The sequence below is a fragment of the Agarivorans sp. Toyoura001 genome, assembly GCF_005405585.1.
GTDB lineage: Bacteria > Pseudomonadota > Gammaproteobacteria > Enterobacterales > Celerinatantimonadaceae > Agarivorans.
Genome location: NZ_BJEQ01000017.1, coordinates 61,931 through 78,910, shown reverse-complemented (window position 1 = coordinate 78,910; position 16,980 = coordinate 61,931). Strand labels below are relative to the sequence as shown.

General features: G+C 43.0%; 14 protein-coding genes. 6 read left to right on the top strand and 8 right to left on the bottom strand.

The window, feature by feature from the left end:
- The first annotated feature begins 202 nt into the window (after positions 1-202).
- From FFR00_RS17255 to FFR00_RS17245, 3 genes are all read left to right on the top strand, one after another.
- Positions 203-1,975, top strand: a complete 1,773-nt coding sequence (locus FFR00_RS17255; protein WP_137674663.1) for a M28 family peptidase — start codon at positions 203-205, stop codon at positions 1,973-1,975.
- Positions 1,976-2,093: 118 nt separating this feature from the next.
- Positions 2,094-3,236, top strand: a complete 1,143-nt coding sequence (locus tag FFR00_RS17250) for a GNAT family N-acetyltransferase (protein ID WP_137674662.1) — start codon at positions 2,094-2,096, stop codon at positions 3,234-3,236.
- 18 nt (positions 3,237-3,254) lie between these two features.
- Positions 3,255-3,827 carry a DUF6151 family protein gene (locus FFR00_RS17245; protein WP_137674661.1) on the top strand — a complete coding sequence of 191 codons (573 nt, stop codon included), beginning with the start codon at positions 3,255-3,257 and terminating at the stop codon, positions 3,825-3,827.
- 253 nt (positions 3,828-4,080) lie between these two features.
- On the opposite strand, the gene FFR00_RS17240 is transcribed toward FFR00_RS17245, so the two are convergent.
- Positions 4,081-5,301, bottom strand: a complete 1,221-nt coding sequence (locus tag FFR00_RS17240; RefSeq protein WP_137674660.1) for a DEAD/DEAH box helicase — start codon at positions 5,299-5,301, stop codon at positions 4,081-4,083.
- Positions 5,302-5,455: 154 nt separating this feature from the next.
- Between FFR00_RS17240 and FFR00_RS17235 the strand changes: the two genes are divergently transcribed.
- On the top strand, positions 5,456-5,701 hold the full coding sequence (locus FFR00_RS17235) for a Rho-binding antiterminator (protein ID WP_137674659.1): 246 nt from the start codon (positions 5,456-5,458) through the stop codon (positions 5,699-5,701).
- 75 nt (positions 5,702-5,776) lie between these two features.
- Here the strand turns inward: FFR00_RS17235 and FFR00_RS17230 are convergent, their stop codons facing one another.
- The 3 genes from FFR00_RS17230 to leuC form a co-directional block, all read right to left on the bottom strand.
- Positions 5,777-7,285, bottom strand: coding sequence for an alpha-isopropylmalate synthase regulatory domain-containing protein (locus FFR00_RS17230; RefSeq protein WP_235836250.1), 1,509 nt, complete (start codon positions 7,283-7,285; stop codon positions 5,777-5,779).
- Positions 7,286-7,378: 93 nt separating this feature from the next.
- Positions 7,379-7,996 carry a 3-isopropylmalate dehydratase small subunit gene (gene leuD / locus FFR00_RS17225; RefSeq protein WP_137674686.1) on the bottom strand — a complete coding sequence of 206 codons (618 nt, stop codon included), beginning with the start codon at positions 7,994-7,996 and terminating at the stop codon, positions 7,379-7,381.
- A gap of 49 nt (positions 7,997-8,045) precedes the next feature.
- On the bottom strand, positions 8,046-9,449 hold the full coding sequence (gene leuC / locus FFR00_RS17220; RefSeq protein ID WP_137674657.1) for a 3-isopropylmalate dehydratase large subunit: 1,404 nt from the start codon (positions 9,447-9,449) through the stop codon (positions 8,046-8,048).
- Positions 9,450-9,834: 385 nt separating this feature from the next.
- Here leuC and FFR00_RS17215 point away from each other — a divergent pair, with 385 nt between their 5' ends.
- Entirely contained in the window at positions 9,835-11,976 is a 2,142-nt protein-coding gene (locus FFR00_RS17215) for an alpha-amylase (RefSeq protein WP_137674656.1), read from the top strand.
- A gap of 64 nt (positions 11,977-12,040) precedes the next feature.
- Here the strand turns inward: FFR00_RS17215 and FFR00_RS17210 are convergent, their stop codons facing one another.
- Positions 12,041-12,919: a PEP-CTERM sorting domain-containing protein gene (locus FFR00_RS17210; protein WP_137674655.1), complete on the bottom strand. Its 879-nt coding sequence runs from the start codon at positions 12,917-12,919 to the stop codon at positions 12,041-12,043.
- A gap of 272 nt (positions 12,920-13,191) precedes the next feature.
- Here FFR00_RS17210 and FFR00_RS17205 point away from each other — a divergent pair, with 272 nt between their 5' ends.
- Positions 13,192-13,626, top strand: a complete 435-nt coding sequence (locus tag FFR00_RS17205) for a DUF4174 domain-containing protein (protein ID WP_161985200.1) — start codon at positions 13,192-13,194, stop codon at positions 13,624-13,626.
- Positions 13,627-13,686: 60 nt separating this feature from the next.
- Here FFR00_RS17205 and FFR00_RS17200 read toward each other — a convergent pair whose 3' ends face one another.
- From FFR00_RS17200 to FFR00_RS17190, 3 genes are all read right to left on the bottom strand, one after another.
- Entirely contained in the window at positions 13,687-14,442 is a 756-nt protein-coding gene (locus FFR00_RS17200) for an oligogalacturonate-specific porin KdgM family protein (protein WP_137674653.1), read from the bottom strand.
- Positions 14,443-14,514: 72 nt separating this feature from the next.
- Entirely contained in the window at positions 14,515-15,765 is a 1,251-nt protein-coding gene (locus FFR00_RS17195; RefSeq protein ID WP_235836249.1) for an alginate lyase family protein, read from the bottom strand.
- A gap of 698 nt (positions 15,766-16,463) precedes the next feature.
- Positions 16,464-16,901: a dCMP deaminase family protein gene (locus FFR00_RS17190; protein WP_137674652.1), complete on the bottom strand. Its 438-nt coding sequence runs from the start codon at positions 16,899-16,901 to the stop codon at positions 16,464-16,466.
- Between the last annotated feature and the right edge of the window lie 79 nt (positions 16,902-16,980).

The following is a 16,980-nucleotide window of genomic DNA, read 5'->3' as shown; positions in this document are numbered from 1 at the left end:
TCACTCTTATAGTCAATAATATCAACAATGGTCTCTTATACAAAAAACTACAAAATTTCCTACAGTTAATTATTTGTTAGGATCTTGTTGAGGGTTTGCAATTGCAAATGCTTATTTTTAACAAATTGTTGGTTTATTTTGCTATTAGGGTAGGCGGGAAGCTTGTCTGAGTTATCTAATAGAACACTAAAAGGGAATCATAATGCATAGGTACAAGCGAACATTAAAAGTCACTTTATTACTTGCACTTTCAGCGGGTTTGATAAGTGCTTGTTCAGAAGAGCAGAAAGCGACGTTAGGTGCAGAACTGCTTAGTAAGTCAATTTCTCAAGCGTCAATTCTAGATCATTTAGCCAGCTTAGAGGGCTTATCTTCAGCCACTACCGATGGAAACTCAATTACTCGAGTGGCTGGCAGTGAGGGCTATAGTTCTTCTGTAGAGTTTATTGTGGGCAAGATGGAAGCGCTAGGTTACCAAGTGGTATTGCAAAGCTTCGACTTTAGGAGTTGGGAGGAACTACCGGGCTCAGCGGTGCAAGTTGATGGAGTAAACTTATTAGGGATTTCTGACATTGCCGAAGGTGAAACGGCTGATTACGCAGCGATGTCTTACTCTGCTAGTTCAACTGGAAAAGTGATGGCTGATATCGCATTTGTTAGCCCTGATTTTCGCTTTGACGCCGACGATTATGACAGTACCGATGGCTGCGAAGTGAGTGACTTTGATGGCTTAGAACTAACAGGAAAAATAGCAGTTATTCAACGAGGTGGCTGTAGTTTTAACCAAAAAGTAGTGAATGCCCAGCAAGCGGGCGCACTCGCTGCACTTATATTTAATCAAGGCAATGATGAAGGGCGTACTGCCGTTGTAAATGGCACCTTGGGAAGTGATAGTGAGGCGGTTATTCCAGCCTTTGGGGTAACGTTTGACCTTGGTGAGCAATGGTATCAAGCGAGTTTAGTGGGGACGGTGACAGGGGAGCTGACCATATCTACGGATGACAACATGATCGTCACCGAAAACATTATCGCTGAAACTAAAAGAGGTGACGCCGAGCAAGTGGTGATGTTAGGCGCTCACTTAGACTCCGTTGCAGTAGGTCCGGGTATTAACGATAATGGTTCGGGTAGTGTGGGTTTATTAGAATACGCAACGCGCTTAGCCAAATATGACCATTTGCTAAAGAACAAAGTTCGATTTGCTTGGTGGGCCGCAGAAGAGGCTGGCTTAGTTGGGTCTGAGTATTATACTAACGACTTGTTTGCTCCCCTTTATAATACCGCTCAACAGCAAATATTGTCTGAGCTAGGCTTAGGTGATGTGAGTGAATTAAGCCCAGAGCAAAATGCATTGGTTGATCAACGTTACAACCAGCTTAATCACATTAAACTCTATTTGAACTTCGATATGATTGGCTCGCCAAACTATGTATTTGGTGTAATGGACGGGGATTTGTCTGACACCAAAGATAGCCCTGATAATGCTTATACTGGCGACTTTACTCCACCTGTTGGTACCTCAAACATAGAGTCTGTCTTCAACCGCTTTTTTAGTGAACAGTCTGAACAAACGGTACCGCAAGCGCTGTCTAAACGTTCAGACTACGCAGGTTTTGCAGATTGGGGGGTAGCATTTGGTGGCTTGTTCACCGGAGCGGAACGCGTAAAAAGCGTAGCTGAAGCCGAAGCATTTGGTGGTGAAGCTGAGCAAGCTTACGATCCTTGTTATCACCAAGCGTGTGATGACTTAAATAATGTTAGTGCTAAAGCAGCATACATCAATACTCAAGCATTGGCGTATGTGACCACCTATTATGCGATGAAAAAAGAGCTGTTTCCTGCTGAACCAGTCGTTCAGCAGGCGAGGTTTAGCTCATCAGCAGTTTACTTACCTATTGGCACGAAGTTAAAAGCTGCCCCTAGTCATAGTGATCATGGACATTTCCATGGTGATTTAGACCAAGATAGAGAGTAAAGCACTGTTCACTTAGCTATTGGGGGCTTTACACCCCCTATTTTATTTCTTGTAACGGGTGTTGTTCTGGTCTGCTTTGTTATAGTTTGGTTGTTTATATGTAGCCAAGTGTGAGTTTGTGACAATAAGTTTAAAAGAAGCAGGTGAAATCCATCAGGTTCGTATTCATAGCAATCTGAGCGATTGTAAATCGTCTCTTGATGCTAGCTCACCTTTTTGTAATCCCATTTTTCTGGACGCTCTTGAGGAGCAACTTTGCGTAGGCGGCAACACCGGTTGGCAGCCACATCACATTGAGTTGCCCGATCATCAAATAGTGATCCCTAGTTATATAAAGCAACACAGTTATGGTGAGTATGTATTTGATTGGGCGTGGGCCGACGCTTATCAGCGTTACGGTGTAGAGTATCATCCTAAGCTGGTCACTATGCAGCCCTTTACTCCTATAACTAGCAATAAGCACCTTGGTAGAAACCTTAACGCATCGCTCATAAAGCAGTGGGTAGATAGTGTTTATACCGTTTGCGAGCAACAGCAATTAAGCTCTTGGCACTGCAACTTTATTGGTAAGGACTTAGCCGATGAATTTGCAGAACTTGGTTTAATGACCCGCCATGGAGTGCAGTTTGAATGGCTTAATAAAGGCTATCAAGATTTCAACGATTTTTTGGCTAGCTTTACTTCTCGTAAACGCAAAAACACCAATAAGGAGCGCCGAAGCGCTCAGCAAAATGTAGATGCTATTCACTGGAAAATTGGCGCCGATATAGACTCAGCCGCACTAGACGCTTTTTACCTGTGTTACCAAGCCACCTATTTAAAGCGTGGCCAACAGGCTTATTTGTCTCTCGCTTTCTTTAAACAGCTTTGCGAGAACATGGGTGAATCTATGTTGTTGGTGGTGGCCGAAAAAGATCAGCAAATTATCGCTTCAGCCTTATTCTTTTTTGATGACAGTAATCTTTATGGCCGTTATTGGGGGAGCGTGCAACAAACCGATATGTTGCATTTTGAGCTGTGCTTTTACCAAGGGATTGAGTTTGCGATATCAAGAGGTATTAAACGCTTTAACCCTGGAACACAAGGAGAGCACAAACTGTTAAGAGGTTTTGAACCCATCACTACTTATTCATCTCACTATGTAAAAAGAAGTGACTTTTCCGCCGCTATCGCCGATTTTTGTTTGCAAGAAAGAATGCAGATGGCGCAATATAAACAACAATGTTTACAGCTGCTTCCATACAAGCAAAGCTGTGACTAAAGGGAATACGGAGTTCTAGTGATTGATTTAGCGTTACGCTGTCATTGCGGCAAAATCGAAGGTGTAGTTAAGCAAGTCAGCGCCAATAGCTGTAACCGAATGGCGTGTTATTGTAAAGACTGTCGCCGATTTGCCAATCACTTGTCAGCAGATTCAAACACTCTAAATGAGTACGGTGGAACAGAGCTATACCAAGTGGCTCCAAATAGTTTACGCATCACCCAAGGTGCTGAACATCTAGCGTGTTTAAGGTTAAAAAGAAAAGGTATCTACCGTTGGTATAGTGCTTGTTGTAATACGCCCATTGCTAATACTGTGAGTATAAAGCTACCGTTTGTTAGTGTTTTCCATGACTTTGTAGCAGAAGGGCAACAACCAGACCTTAACTTAGGAAAATCTTTAGGTGCAGTTCATTCTGACCAAGCCTTAAAACCCTTACCTGAACACTTACAAGGTCTGTCTCAGCGTAAAATTGTCGTAAAAACAGTACTTAAGTTGTTGCTGTGGAAACTTACGGGGAAGGGCAGGCCAAGTCCATTTTTTGAAGACTTAGGCAGAGCAAAAGTGAAACCAATTATTCTGGAAGACTAACGGTTCGTTTGTAGTGGTTCAAAATTCAAGCGGATTATAATTTGCTGGCTTACAACTCAGGCTTTTTAGGCGCAAAGGTAAATAACGACATCTGACTGTGTGACCGTTGCGTTTCTGGTTATAGAGCTGCAGAGCCACTAACTGAGTGAAGTTAAATGATTAGCACGCAGAAAATGCAAGAAGTTGAGCTTAAGCGTTTATGCCAGCCTTCTCATGGTTGCGACCACGAGAAGACTTTGCTTAATCAAGAATATTAATCCTTTTTCTTTGTGGCTCTATAGTGGCCATTACCTTTCTTAGATTTAGGTTTGTAGTTAAGAATAGAAACCGGAACCTCTTTAGTCGGTACAAAGCCTTCTACTTCTTTTCGTTCGATTAAGTGACCAATACGGCTTTCTATGGCGCAAAGATTTCTAAAGTCATCTCTAGAAACAAATGATATCGCTTCGCCTTGAGCACCAGCTCGACCTGTTCTGCCAATACGGTGAACGTAGTCATCGGCTTGGTCTGGCAAATCGTAGTTTACAACGCGGCTCAGTTCATCAATATCAATACCGCGAGAAGCGATCCCTGTGGCCACTACAAACTTTACTTCGCCAGCCTTAAAATTTTCTAGTAGCTTGTTTCTCGACGCTTGGCTTCTGCCGCTATGAAAAGCCTCAGCGGCAATGCCTCGTTTTTCTAACTGACTCACTAACTTAGCAGAACCGTGTTTGGTTTGAATGAAAATTAGCGCTTGTTGCCAGTCATTTTCCTTAATCATATGGCTTAGCAGCGCAGATTTTTTATCTTTGTCTACGGTAATCAAGCACTGGTCGATTTTGGGAGCGTTATCGATATTGTTGCTTACTGATATTTCTACCGCATCGTAAATGGTGGTTTTCGCTAAGGCTTTAACTTGCTTTGACAGTGTCGCCGAGAACAGCAGGCTTTGGCGATTGTCTGGTAAGCGGTCAACGATTTTAGTGATATCGTCGATAAAGCCCATATCTAGCATGCGGTCGGCTTCGTCTAACACCAGGGTTTCTAGTTGGTCAAAATGTACCGCTCTTTGGTACATCATATCTAACAACCTTCCAGGGGTGGCCACGAGTATGTCTATCCCGTAAATTAGCGCTTGTTTCTGAGGTTCTGAATCAACACCACCCACCATCGCCAACGAGCTTATTTCTAGGTGTTTGGCGTAGTCTACAATGTTTTTTTCTACTTGCTGCGCTAACTCACGAGTGGGAGTGAGTATTAATGCTCGTACTCGTTTACCGCGTAAATCTTCACCTTGTTGGCTGATTTTTTCCAAGATAGGTAACACAAAGCTGGCCGTTTTACCGGTACCTGTTTGCGCAGCGCCCATTACATTCTTTCCGGCTAATACCAAGGGAATTGCCTGCTGTTGAATAGGGCTTGGAGTTTGGTAGTTTAGCTCTGCTAAAGCGTGCAAAATTGGCGTGCTTAATCCGAGTTTGGAAAATGGCATGATAGTTCTCAGGTCAACAAAGAGGGCTGTTGCTATTATAGTGGCTAGCAACACAAATTAATAAGGCGCGCAGTGTAACACGTAAGCCCGTGTAAGCTAGTCTAGTGATTGGCGGTCTGTTGTATTGTTAACAGCACTAAATGAAGAGGCGTAAATGATTTCTTGCCAAGATTATGACTATATCGAAATAGTATGCATGTATCATTTTCCAATAAAGCTCGAGCTTGTAAACGGCGAGACCATTCAAGGTAAAGCCTTGGGTACACAAAGAAATACAGAACAAGAGGAATGTATAAAAGTATTGGTAGGCGAAGATGAGCGCTTAATAAATTTAAGCTCGATTAAACGTTTAATAGTACTCATGGATAACCCACACTTTCATGCCGTTGAGTTCAATTGATTTGGCTGTGTCACTATTGTTCTGATGTAAAAAAGGCGAGCTGTGCTCGCCTTTTTAGTTAACCGAAACCTTATGTTACGCAGGCTGGCGTTGATGTAACCTTACGTTTAACATGCGCAGGGTCGCTTGAATACCGGCAAATACTTGGTTTGAGTTAACCCCACGAGTATGGAACTGCTTGGCGTCATCGGCCCATTGAATCACACATTCTGTTAAGGCATTTGCTTGGCCACCTGGAGGAATACGTACCTCGTAATCAAGAAGTTCAGGCATGGTGAGAGCAGCTTCAGAAAGCGGATAGGCTAGCGCTTTCATAAAGGCATCAAACCCACCGTTGCCGTGGCCAGAGCTTTTGTAGACTTCATCACCAATTCGCAGGCGAATATTGGCAGAGGATTCTAAATCTAAGCCGCTGGTGATCGAGCAGTTAAGTAACTCAATATGGGCGAAATCATTGCTTTCCATAATGTCGGCAATAATAAACGGCAAATCGTTAGGGGTAATAGTGGCTTTTTGGTCGCCTAGCTTAACAATTTTATCCAACAGCTTTTTCTGGTTCTCTGGCGATATTTCTATCTCCATCGCTTCAAGGTTTTTAATAATTGAAGCCTTACCGGCCATTTTCCCTAACGCGTAACTGCGTTCTCGGCCAAAGCGCTCTGGGCTAAGCTCGGTAATATATAAACCGCCTTTTTGGTCACCGTCGGCATGAATACCGGCCGTTTGGGTAAACACATCGGCGCCGACAATCGGCGTATTGGCCGCTAAACGTTTGCCCGAAAAGCTCTCTACTAGCTTAGCAATATTGTGAATCTCTTTTTCATCAATATTAAGCTTGAAGCCGAGTTTATCTTTGAGCACAACCGATACTTCAGCTAGTGAGGCATTACCGGCACGTTCACCTAAACAGTTCATGGTGCAATGCAACGCAGCTACACCGGCTTCTGCCGCTGCCATAGCATTTGCGGTGGCTAAACCATAATCGTTATGTGGGTGGAAATTAAACTTTATGTTTGGGAAGCGGCTAATCATATCGCTTAGGCTACTTGATACTTCTTTTGGCGCCATAACGCCCAGTGTATCGGGTAGCATAAAATGCTCAATGCCTAAGTCTTTCAGCGCTTCTACCAAGGCGTAAACATAGTCAGGGCTGTTAGCATAGCCGTTTGACCAATCTTCTAAATACACATTTACACTCAAACCTTGGCGTTGTGCGTAGCTTACCGTTTGTTTAATGTCGGCAATGTGTTGTTCTAGCGTTTTACCCAGTTGGTTAGTGCAGTGATTAAGGCTGCCTTTGGTAAGTAGGTTGATGATCTTCGCGCCGGATTCAACAATCCAATCCACGCTTTTGGTGTGATCAACAAAACCTAAAATTTCTATTTGTTGTAAATGGCCAGCGCCTTTTGCCCAATCGGTAAGCTGCTGTACCGCAGATTTTTCGCCGTCTGATACGCGAGCAGATGCCACTTCAATGCGATCAACTTTTAGAGATTGGAGTAGGGCTTTGCCTATGCTGACTTTTTCCTGAGGGAAATAAGACACACCTTGGGTTTGTTCGCCATCGCGAAGGGTAGTGTCCATGAGTTGTATTGAGCGGTTTTGCTCCATAAACCATGTCTCGCAGTTAAGAAAATTGCTAAAAGCAGGCGCAGCGATAGCTGCGCCTAGCTACAACTAAGCGCTTGGCCACAACCAAGGTAGTTGTTGTTTGTGTTTCACTTCAAATTCGTCGATTTTATCTTCAAATTTCAAGGTCCAACCGATGTCATCAAGACCTTTAGATAAAGTCTCTTTGCGGAATGGGTCAACATCAAACGTAATTTCGTTACCCGCTGGGGTGTTAATTACCTGATTCTCTAAATCGATAGTAATTGAAATGCCTGGTTCAGCTTCTACTTCATCCATTAATGCTTGCAGTGTCTTGGCATCTACTTTAATTGGCAATATGCCATTTTTAAAGCAGTTGCTAAAGAAAATATCAGCGTAACTGGTTGAAATAATGGTGTTAAAACCGTAATCGGCAATTGACCAAGGTGCGTGTTCACGTGAACTACCACAACCAAAGTTATCACCAGCGATTAGGATTTTTGCGCCTTTAAACTCGGGGCGGTTTAACTCAAACTCTGGATTGTCAGAACCGTCTTCTAGGTAACGCCAATCGTGGAATAAGTGGATACCAAAACCGGTGCGCTCAACTTTCTTCAAGAATTGCTTTGCAATGATTTGGTCTGTATCAACGTTACTGCGGTTCATTACCGCAGCAACAGAGTTGTGTTTTTCATATGGTTGCATCATTAACTCCAAAAATTTAACTCACATCGATTAACTCAATGTGTTTACATTATTTCCAATTACGTAAATCGACGAACTTACCTTCAACGGCTGCGGCTGCGGCCATTGCTGGTGATACAAGGTGGGTACGACCCCCTTTACCTTGACGTCCTTCGAAGTTTCGGTTTGAAGTTGAAGCACAACGTTGCTCAGGTTGAAGGTAATCACCATTCATGGCTAAGCACATTGAACAACCTGGCTCACGCCATTCCCAACCCGCATCAATGAAGATTTTATCCAAACCTTCTTTCTCGGCTTGTTCTTTTACTGGGTAAGACCCTGGTACGGCAATAGCTTGTACGCCTTGGGCAACTTTTTTGCCTTTGGTCATTTCAGCGGCTGCACGGAAGTCTTCGATACGACCATTAGTACAAGAGCCTACGAATACCACATCAACTGGGAAATCGGTCATTTTCTTGCCAGCTTCTAGGCCCATGTAGTTAAGGGCACTTTTAGCGGCGAGTGACTTGATAGAGTCTTCGATTTGGGCTGGATCCGGAATAGCTTGATCCACTGGAAGTACTTGCTCAGGCGAAGTACCCCAAGTGATTTGCGGAGCGATGTCAGCGGCAGCTAATTCTACTACTGCGTCGTACTCTGCGCCTTCATCAGTGGTTAGTGATTCCCAGTAAGCAACGGCTTGTTCCCAGTACTCACCTTGAGGGGCAAATTCTTTGCCTTTCAAGAAATCATAGGTTTTTTGATCAGGAGCGATAAGGCCAGCACGTGCACCGCCTTCAATAGCCATGTTACATACGGTCATACGACCTTCCATGCTAAGGGCTTCAATAGCGCTACCGGCAAATTCGATAACATAACCAGTACCGCCTGCGGTACCAATTTTACCAATAATAGCTAGAACAATGTCTTTAGCAGTAGCGAATTCAGAAAGTTCGCCATCTACTTTAACCAGCATGGTTTTTGATTTTTGCTGTTGGATGGTCTGAGTAGCCATGATGTGCTCTACTTCAGAAGTACCAATACCAAAGGCTAGGGCGCCAAAGGCACCGTGAGTAGCGGTATGGCTATCACCACAACATACCACCATACCTGGATGTACAAAGCCATGCTCAGGTACAACAATATGAATAACACCATTGTTGGCGTTGTTCATGTCGTAAAGGTTAATGCTGTTGTCAGCACAGTTTTGCGCCATCACTTCGATTTGTTTTTTGCCAATTGGGTCTGGCAAGCTTACGCGGTCGGCTGCTTTAGTTGGAACACAGTGGTCCATTGTAGCCAGAATGCTGTGTGGGTTACGAACCGGGCGATTAGCAATGCGTAAACCTTCGAAGGCTTGCGGGCTAGTTACTTCGTGCATGAGGTGACGATCAACAAAAAGGATAGATGCGCTACCTTTTGGTTCGTGGACTACATGCGCGTCCCAGATCTTTTCGTACATTGTTTTTTTCATGGCTTCCTTTACACCCTGTCTGTTGCTCTCACTCGCGTTGTTTTTATATATCTGTCAAGCGTTAAGCGAATACTACTAACGTAAACTGTTTATTTTCTCTGTCTGCCAATTACGATTTTTAAGCTAAAAATAGCGCTTAAATAACCACAATTAAGACCCGACATCATAAAACAACATCACAGGTGCAGCAAGGGGCACGAGGGATTCATTGTTGATCTGGCGGCCAAGTTGATGTTTTGCCAAATGAAAGCGCTGTCAGTCATAAAAATCACAAATAATCATGCTTTGTTAGTGAAAACTTAAGTAGCTTTTGTTTTCATCATTCCAAATGGTTGAACGAGGTGTTTGCTCGCAGGGTGCGATGTACAAATACCATGGAGGTTGAATGAAAGGTTTTAAACTTGGTTTATTAAGTGCCGCGTTAGTTATGGCGGGCGGTTCGGCAAATTTGTCGGCGGCAATGATCAAAACCCCTTTGTACATGAATTATGCCGATAGTGGCGTAAATGTTGAGCAACGCTTAAAGTTTGCAGGAAAGAGTCGCTACAAGATTACGGTACCTCTAGAAAAAGGCATTTATAACTTCCAGGTGTCTGATGAAGGTCAACAATGTGGCTTACGTTACGGCCCAGCCGATGAAGCCAAAATGCGCTTTTCCAAACCTCAAGGCTTGAGCGACTGCGCTGAAGACAAGTTCTTTGAGCTAAACATTCGTTTTGCTGGCAATTATGAGCTGATTTTAGATAACTCCGATGCCGATAAACCCACTTTACAGGTATCGCGTAAAGCCAAAGCGTCTACCTTCAAACGTAAACCTCCTGCCGTGGATTGTATTGCTTGGGATGGACAACCGGTTACGGTTGATGTGAGTTCTACCTTTAGTAACGGCGAAACGGTAAAAGACTTCTATTCTGGTCAAACACAAAAAGTCACTAACGGCACTGTTACCATGCAACCAGACCCTGCAAGCGGTGGTGTATTGTTGATAGAAGCGGCGGATGCTGAAGCCAGTGAGTTCTCGTGGGATAATGCGAGTGTTTATTTCATCATGACAGACCGTTTCAATAACGGTGATACTAGCAATGATTACCCACTAAATCGTAAAGCCGACGGTAAACAAGAAATTGGCACCTTTCAAGGTGGTGATTTTAGCGGTATTACGGCCAAGTTAGATTACATTAAAGATTTAGGCATGAACGCCATTTGGGTTACCCCTATTGTTGAACAAATTCATGGCTTTATTGGCGGTGGTGAAAAGGGTAGTTTCCCATTCTATGGTTACCATGGTTATTGGGCGTTAGATTTTACCAAGATTGATCCAAATCTAGGCAGTGAAGAAGACTTTGGCCGCTTTGTAGATGAAGCGCATAAGCGTGGTATTCGAGTATTGGTAGATGTTGTAGTGAACCACGTTGGTTACCCTACAATGGATGATATGCAAACCTTTGGTATCAACGCTATGGCACCAGGCGCCCCGGTGCCTAAGCAGTGGACTGATTGGCAACCTGATTTCGAAAAAGGCCACAACTGGCATCGCTACAACAACTTTATTCGCTGGAGTTCTAGTGACTGGGCTGACAAATGGTGGGGACCAGATTGGGTTCGTAGTGGCATGGCTGGATATACTGCTCCTGGCGGCGATGATATCACTATGAATTTAGCTGGCTTGCCAGATCTAATCACCGAAAGCACTAAGCATGTAGGCTTGCCGCCTATTCTAAAAAATAAGAAAGATACCAAAGCTGTTGAGCGCGAAGGTTATACGGTATTGGATTATTTGGTGGAGTGGCATACCAACTGGGTACGTGACTACGGTATTGATGGCTTTAGAGCAGATACCGTTAAACACGTTGAAGCCGAAGTATGGGGCAAGCTAAAAGACTCTGCGACAGAAGCGTTAGCCGAGTGGAAAAAAGAAAATCCTGAGAAAGCAATAGATGACAAACCGTTTTGGATGGTGGGTGAAGTATGGCACCACGGAGCTTACCGTGATTTCTACTTCGATAACGGTATGGATAGCCTAATTAACTTTGAATATGCAGGTGAAAGTGCTGCGCTTAAAGGCTCTCAGTGTTTAGCGCAAAACGAGAAAATGTACGCAACTTATGCCAAAGACATAAACAGCGATCCTACGTTTAACTTGCTTACTTACATTAGCTCGCACGATACCAAGTTGTTCTATTCAAACTATGAAGATATTCCGCTACAAGCAGGTGCGGGTACAGCATTGTTGATGATGCCTGGTGGCGTGCAACTGTACTATGGTGATGAGAGTGGGCGACCACGTGGTCCGCAATCGGATGCATTTGATTCGCCAACGCGTTCATTTATGAATTGGGAACAAATTGATAAAGACGCGGATCGCCAAGCCTTGGTTAAACACTGGCAAACAGTGGGTCAGTTCCGAGACCGTCACGTAGCGGTTGGAGCTGGTGAACACAACAAGATCAGTGACCAGCCCTATGCCTTTAGCCGCACTAAAGGCGACGACAAAGTCGTCGTTGTATTTGCGGGCATCAAGCAATAACAAATAAAAAATAAACGGTAATAGCAAAGCGACAGTATGGTTAGCCATACTGTCGCTTTTTTGTTTAGGGTTCGCCTACTGCTTTTCTAACGACTAATGCACTTAAGCCCAGCAGTGCTAGCCAAATTGAAGTTGGTTCAGGTACTTGGGCTGGTAGATTTGCGTTGCCACTAATTACGATATCGCGAAAAGCAAAAGCTTCGGCACCACTATTCTGCGCTGCGTTAAAATACAGACTAAATACCGAACCACTGCCATTAAGTGATTGTTCTAGTGTTTGGAACTGGTTATTTAAACGCTGGTTGTTAATAAGCAAAGGGTCGTTTAATACCTGCTGGTTGCCATTGGCTAAACGGTAGTTTTGATCGGATTGCTCATCTACAACACTCGAAAACAATGCGCTTACCGGTGCAGCATCAATCGAGTAGGCAAAGCTAAATATGTCTGAAGATTCAAAGTCACCCATAGCCGCCGTAGCAATAGAAATCGTGTTGAGGGTAAAACCCGCAATGTTGAAGTGCCAAACTGCTTGAGCGCTGCCGCTTGAATTGTTTGGGTTAACAACATCAGTAACACCAAAAAACGTATCGGTGTCATTTTGAGCATCAACAATGCCCAAGCTATCATTGGCGATAGTTAAACTAGTGTCTAACAAACTATTTGGGATAGTGGCGCTTACTCCAACACGGTACTTCTCAAATCCGTCTTGCTCACTATTAAACTGCTGCTCGTAAGGGTTGCTGTGCTCAATAAGACCTTGGCTGTTGCTATTAAGCATATCGTAGGCAATTACTGAGGCGAAGCTGGGGCTACTTAGTAACAACAAGTAAGCTGGTAGAACAGTGTTGGTTTTAAGCATTCGGCATTCCTTTTTAAAGTGAACACCAGCAATATCAATAATTAAGCCAGAAGCAATAAATTCAAATTTATCAATGAGTAGCAAAGACTTCCTCAGATCTTTTTGTGTGAGTGTAAATTAAAGTGACACTCTTGTTACTAAGTTTTTTTGCTTATTTATTATATTAAATAACATTTATCTCAATAGAAGAGTGTTTACACGGCCTAAAGTTTTTCTATAAGAAAATTAAAGGCTTAATATAAAGGGTCATTATGCTGTAAAGAAATCTGACTACCTCCAATGAAATAACTGTAGATAAATTGAACTAAAGCTAAGGCTCAAACGTTCTAATAATGGTTAAAGCGAGGATAACGTTTATGAAGAACTTACTAGCTCTACTCATGATTTGTTTTAGCGCTTATTCGCATGCTTACCCCTTAGAACATAATTATTGGTCACATCGCAGTGTTTTATTTTTCGCTCCGCAACAAGACCAGTATGTGGAAAAATTTGAAGCGGAAGAACTACGCTATCGGTGCCAGATTAAAGAACGAGACATGGTGGTGTTGGTGGTGACCGAAGATGCTAAAGCCATATCTAGCGGCCATTTTGATGATGGTGGGTTTGAATATCTACGCAATAAATACCAAGCCAGTCTGAAACAATATACTGCGGTGTTAGTGGGTAAAGATGGCCGAGAAAAATATCGCTGGGGGGCAGAAACTGATTGGCAAAAGATCTTTTCGATTATCGATGCGATGCCGATGCGTCAGCGAGAAATGCGAGATGCTCCTAGTGTGTGTTCAGCCTAAAAAAAGGGCCAAGTAGGGTTACTACTTGGCCAAAAAAAGGAATGCTAAGGTTTTATGAAACTAGAACTTGTATTTAACACCAATACGGGTTTTTAGTTGGCGTTGATCAGTTTTAGAGCTTACGCTTGAATTCCAAAATTCTACGTATGGGCGCCATTTTTCAATTTGGTAACCAATGAAGATACCTGCATCCCAGTTGTCATCACCGTTGTTAAATTGTGCATCTTTAGCTTTACCAGCTTCTGCATCCCACTCGTACTCGTGGCTCTTCCAGTAGTTTGCTTCATAATCTAACTTAAGGTTAGGCATGCTTTTAACTTTGTAGCCACCCGTTAAGGTGATTTTAGATTTGTTCCACGTTTCACCATTCTCTTTACCATCAGCATATTGACGGATTTCGTAACGGTAACGAAGGGCCGTTTTCAAACCAAAGTCCGCAGTGTACCCAACACGGAGTTGTGGTTTGAAGGTGATGCGCTCGTCGCCAAAGGTAATTGGCATACCAGGTTGGATGTACCATTTTTTATTTAGTTTATGACGGTAGCCAAAATCAAATTCAGAGTCGCCACGTTGTAGGTTTTCTAAGAAGCCACCAGGAGTGCCATCTACTTTGTCACCGCTGAAGAATTTCATTTCTACGCTGTAGTACACTTTGCCTTGGTCACTTACTTTGGTTGAGTCACCAATCTTAATACGGCCAGCATGGTCTTCTGATTCATGTTTGTACTCAGTACGGATATCAAGCTGTCCAGCGAACGCAGTACCGCTAAGGAATACAGCGGCAATTGCAATTGGTAACGCTTTCATTTTATTCATAATAAATTCCATTTCTATATTTGGGGGCTTATTGTTAAGCCTCGGTTTTATATTTAAGGAGTAGGGTTAAAATTATTTTCTTGGGTAGAGCAACTCTATGTCGCGTTCAGCCCAAATTTCTGCGAGGTTTTTCTTTACGGTGTATTTCGAGAAATCACCTGATTTAGACAGAGCAAGCAAGCTTTCATCACCCATTCCTAAACCAGCTTTCCGGTAAATAGGTATCATACGCATAGTGCGAGGCGTCTTTTTGTGTTGATAAGGCCATCCCTCGGCGTTGTCATGATATTGTGCAACTAAATCAATACCTTTTTTCAGCGAAGCGCCAGTAGGTGATTGATAGCTCCATAGGTCTATACCTATTTTTTCACCTACTTGAGCAACACCGGCTAATGCATCCAAATTAAAGTAGCTGTAGTGGTAAGAACGGGTTCGGCCTAATTCGTGAGGCTGAGTGCCGTCGGGCATAAACTGAGTATCAATTCTCATTTTGCCTTTTTCCACTATGTTCATTGCAACGGATTCTTTTCCTAGAAAGTAGGAGATGCCAGCTACCTGCAAGTCGTACCAAGAACCATGGTTGTTTTCAGCGTAAGCTTCGCCTTTAGGGCCACCACCTAATTCGCTGGTGAGCAACCAGTTTAAGTACTCGCTATACCATTGGTTGATGCCTTTTTCATCGGCTTCTGTCCAATTAGGTGAGGTAGATACCATTGCAACGGCATCTAACATCCGGTCAGCAAATGAACGTGAATCGATTAAACCGCTACGGCGACCGTCAGCACGGCCAGGAACACCTTGTGCGAAGTTCATATTCGGGTTCATACGTGTTTCAGGATTTAAGAACCAAGTTCGAATATAGTCGATAGCGGTTTCAGCATATTTCTCGTCTTGGCTAAAGTAATAAGCAATTGCCAAGGCGCGAACTGAACGGGTAAATTTACCGAGACGTTTTGAGTCGGTTTCGCTGGTCTTAGACGCAGGGTTAACTTTGCCATCGTGGCGGATCCACGGTAATCCATCGGCTTTATTTTTATCAGGCCACCAATATGGACTAATACTTAAGTAATCGTTTTTGTCACCACTTGGCGGGGTCATGCCCTTATCGGTTACAGAAAAGGGACCTGCTTTTGTCGCGTAACCCGCTTCTTCTAATAAGCGCTCATAACTCAGCTTCATAGACGCAGGTGCAGCATCAGAATGAAGTAAAGCTCGGTTCTCTTTAAGAACACTTTCGTTCACAAATACAAATTCAGCTGCTAAAGCTGAAGAGCTAAAAGCAAAACAAATAGCAAATGCCAGAGGCTTATAATTCGTCATCATCAATCCTTATAGGTGACTTCGATTACTGTATTAATGTAATACAAATATGCTATTGCGATTTGCGATAGTTATCTGTGAACCTGATCAGGTTATTAAATATTCTTGTATGATTAATAGTGAAAAGGTCAAAAAGTGTGGACTTGATAGAGAAAATTGTAAAAAACTGTGAGCTTTTCGCAGCAATTACTCAATTGGTGGTGTTTATTTGAACAGCCATGTGAAGCCCTTAAGCTTTGTGCTTTACATCATTGAAAAATGTTATTTGGCATTGATTGTAGTTTTCATTTTCGGTGTTTATCACGATCAAACCATTGAATCTAGGCGACTTAGCATAAAGTGTGAGGCAGAGAAAAGTGTATCGACTTAAGTAAATAACTGATTTGCGTAAGTTCTTAGCTATTTAACGTAAGTTAAGCTTAGTGTCGTCAACATTGTTAATTAAGCGATAAGTGATACATCAAGGTCATTTAGTAGTTAAACAAAGTGAGAGGGATTAGAGTTAGGGAAGTGGAAGCTTTACTCTATTATCAATTGTTGATTTTGAGTTCATTTTTGTCTTAATTGTACGACATAAGCTTATTTTGATGAGTGTTCGTTAGATTAAAGCTTCGCCAACACTCTGAAAACGAATCAGAATAAATAAAAAGCCTTTTATGAGAACAAGGCTTAGGAGAGCGCAATGGTAGAACTAAGCGTTTCTATTGGCTTAAAGGTAGCCAATCTACTTGTACACCGGCCTGGCTAAACATGTCTTCGCTGACTTTGATTTTGTCGCCCCAGCGAGATAAAAAATCTTCACTTTGTTCTGGGCAATGCACAGTACTAATGCCGGTTTGAATGATCTTGGCCGCGCAATTAGGACAGGGGAAATGAGTGACCCAAATTTCGCAACCAGACAAATCGCGCTTTGCAAACAGAATGGCGTTTTCTTCGGCGTGCAAGGTTTTAAGTAGTTTCATTTCTCTATTGTCGGTTTCTGCACTGTCTGAAATACCGTGAGGGTAGCCATTAAACCCTAGAGAGACGATTCGGTTATTTTCGGTGATTACTGCACCTACCTGGGTAGAAGGGTCTTTACTCCAAGAACCTACCAGTTCAGCCATTTGAAAAAAGCGTTGTGCCCATTTAGAAACCATATTGCTTACTCCTTTGTTAACGGGGCTATTGTGCGTAAGTTCCAATGCGCTTGCAAGTTATCATAAGGTAATGATTTCT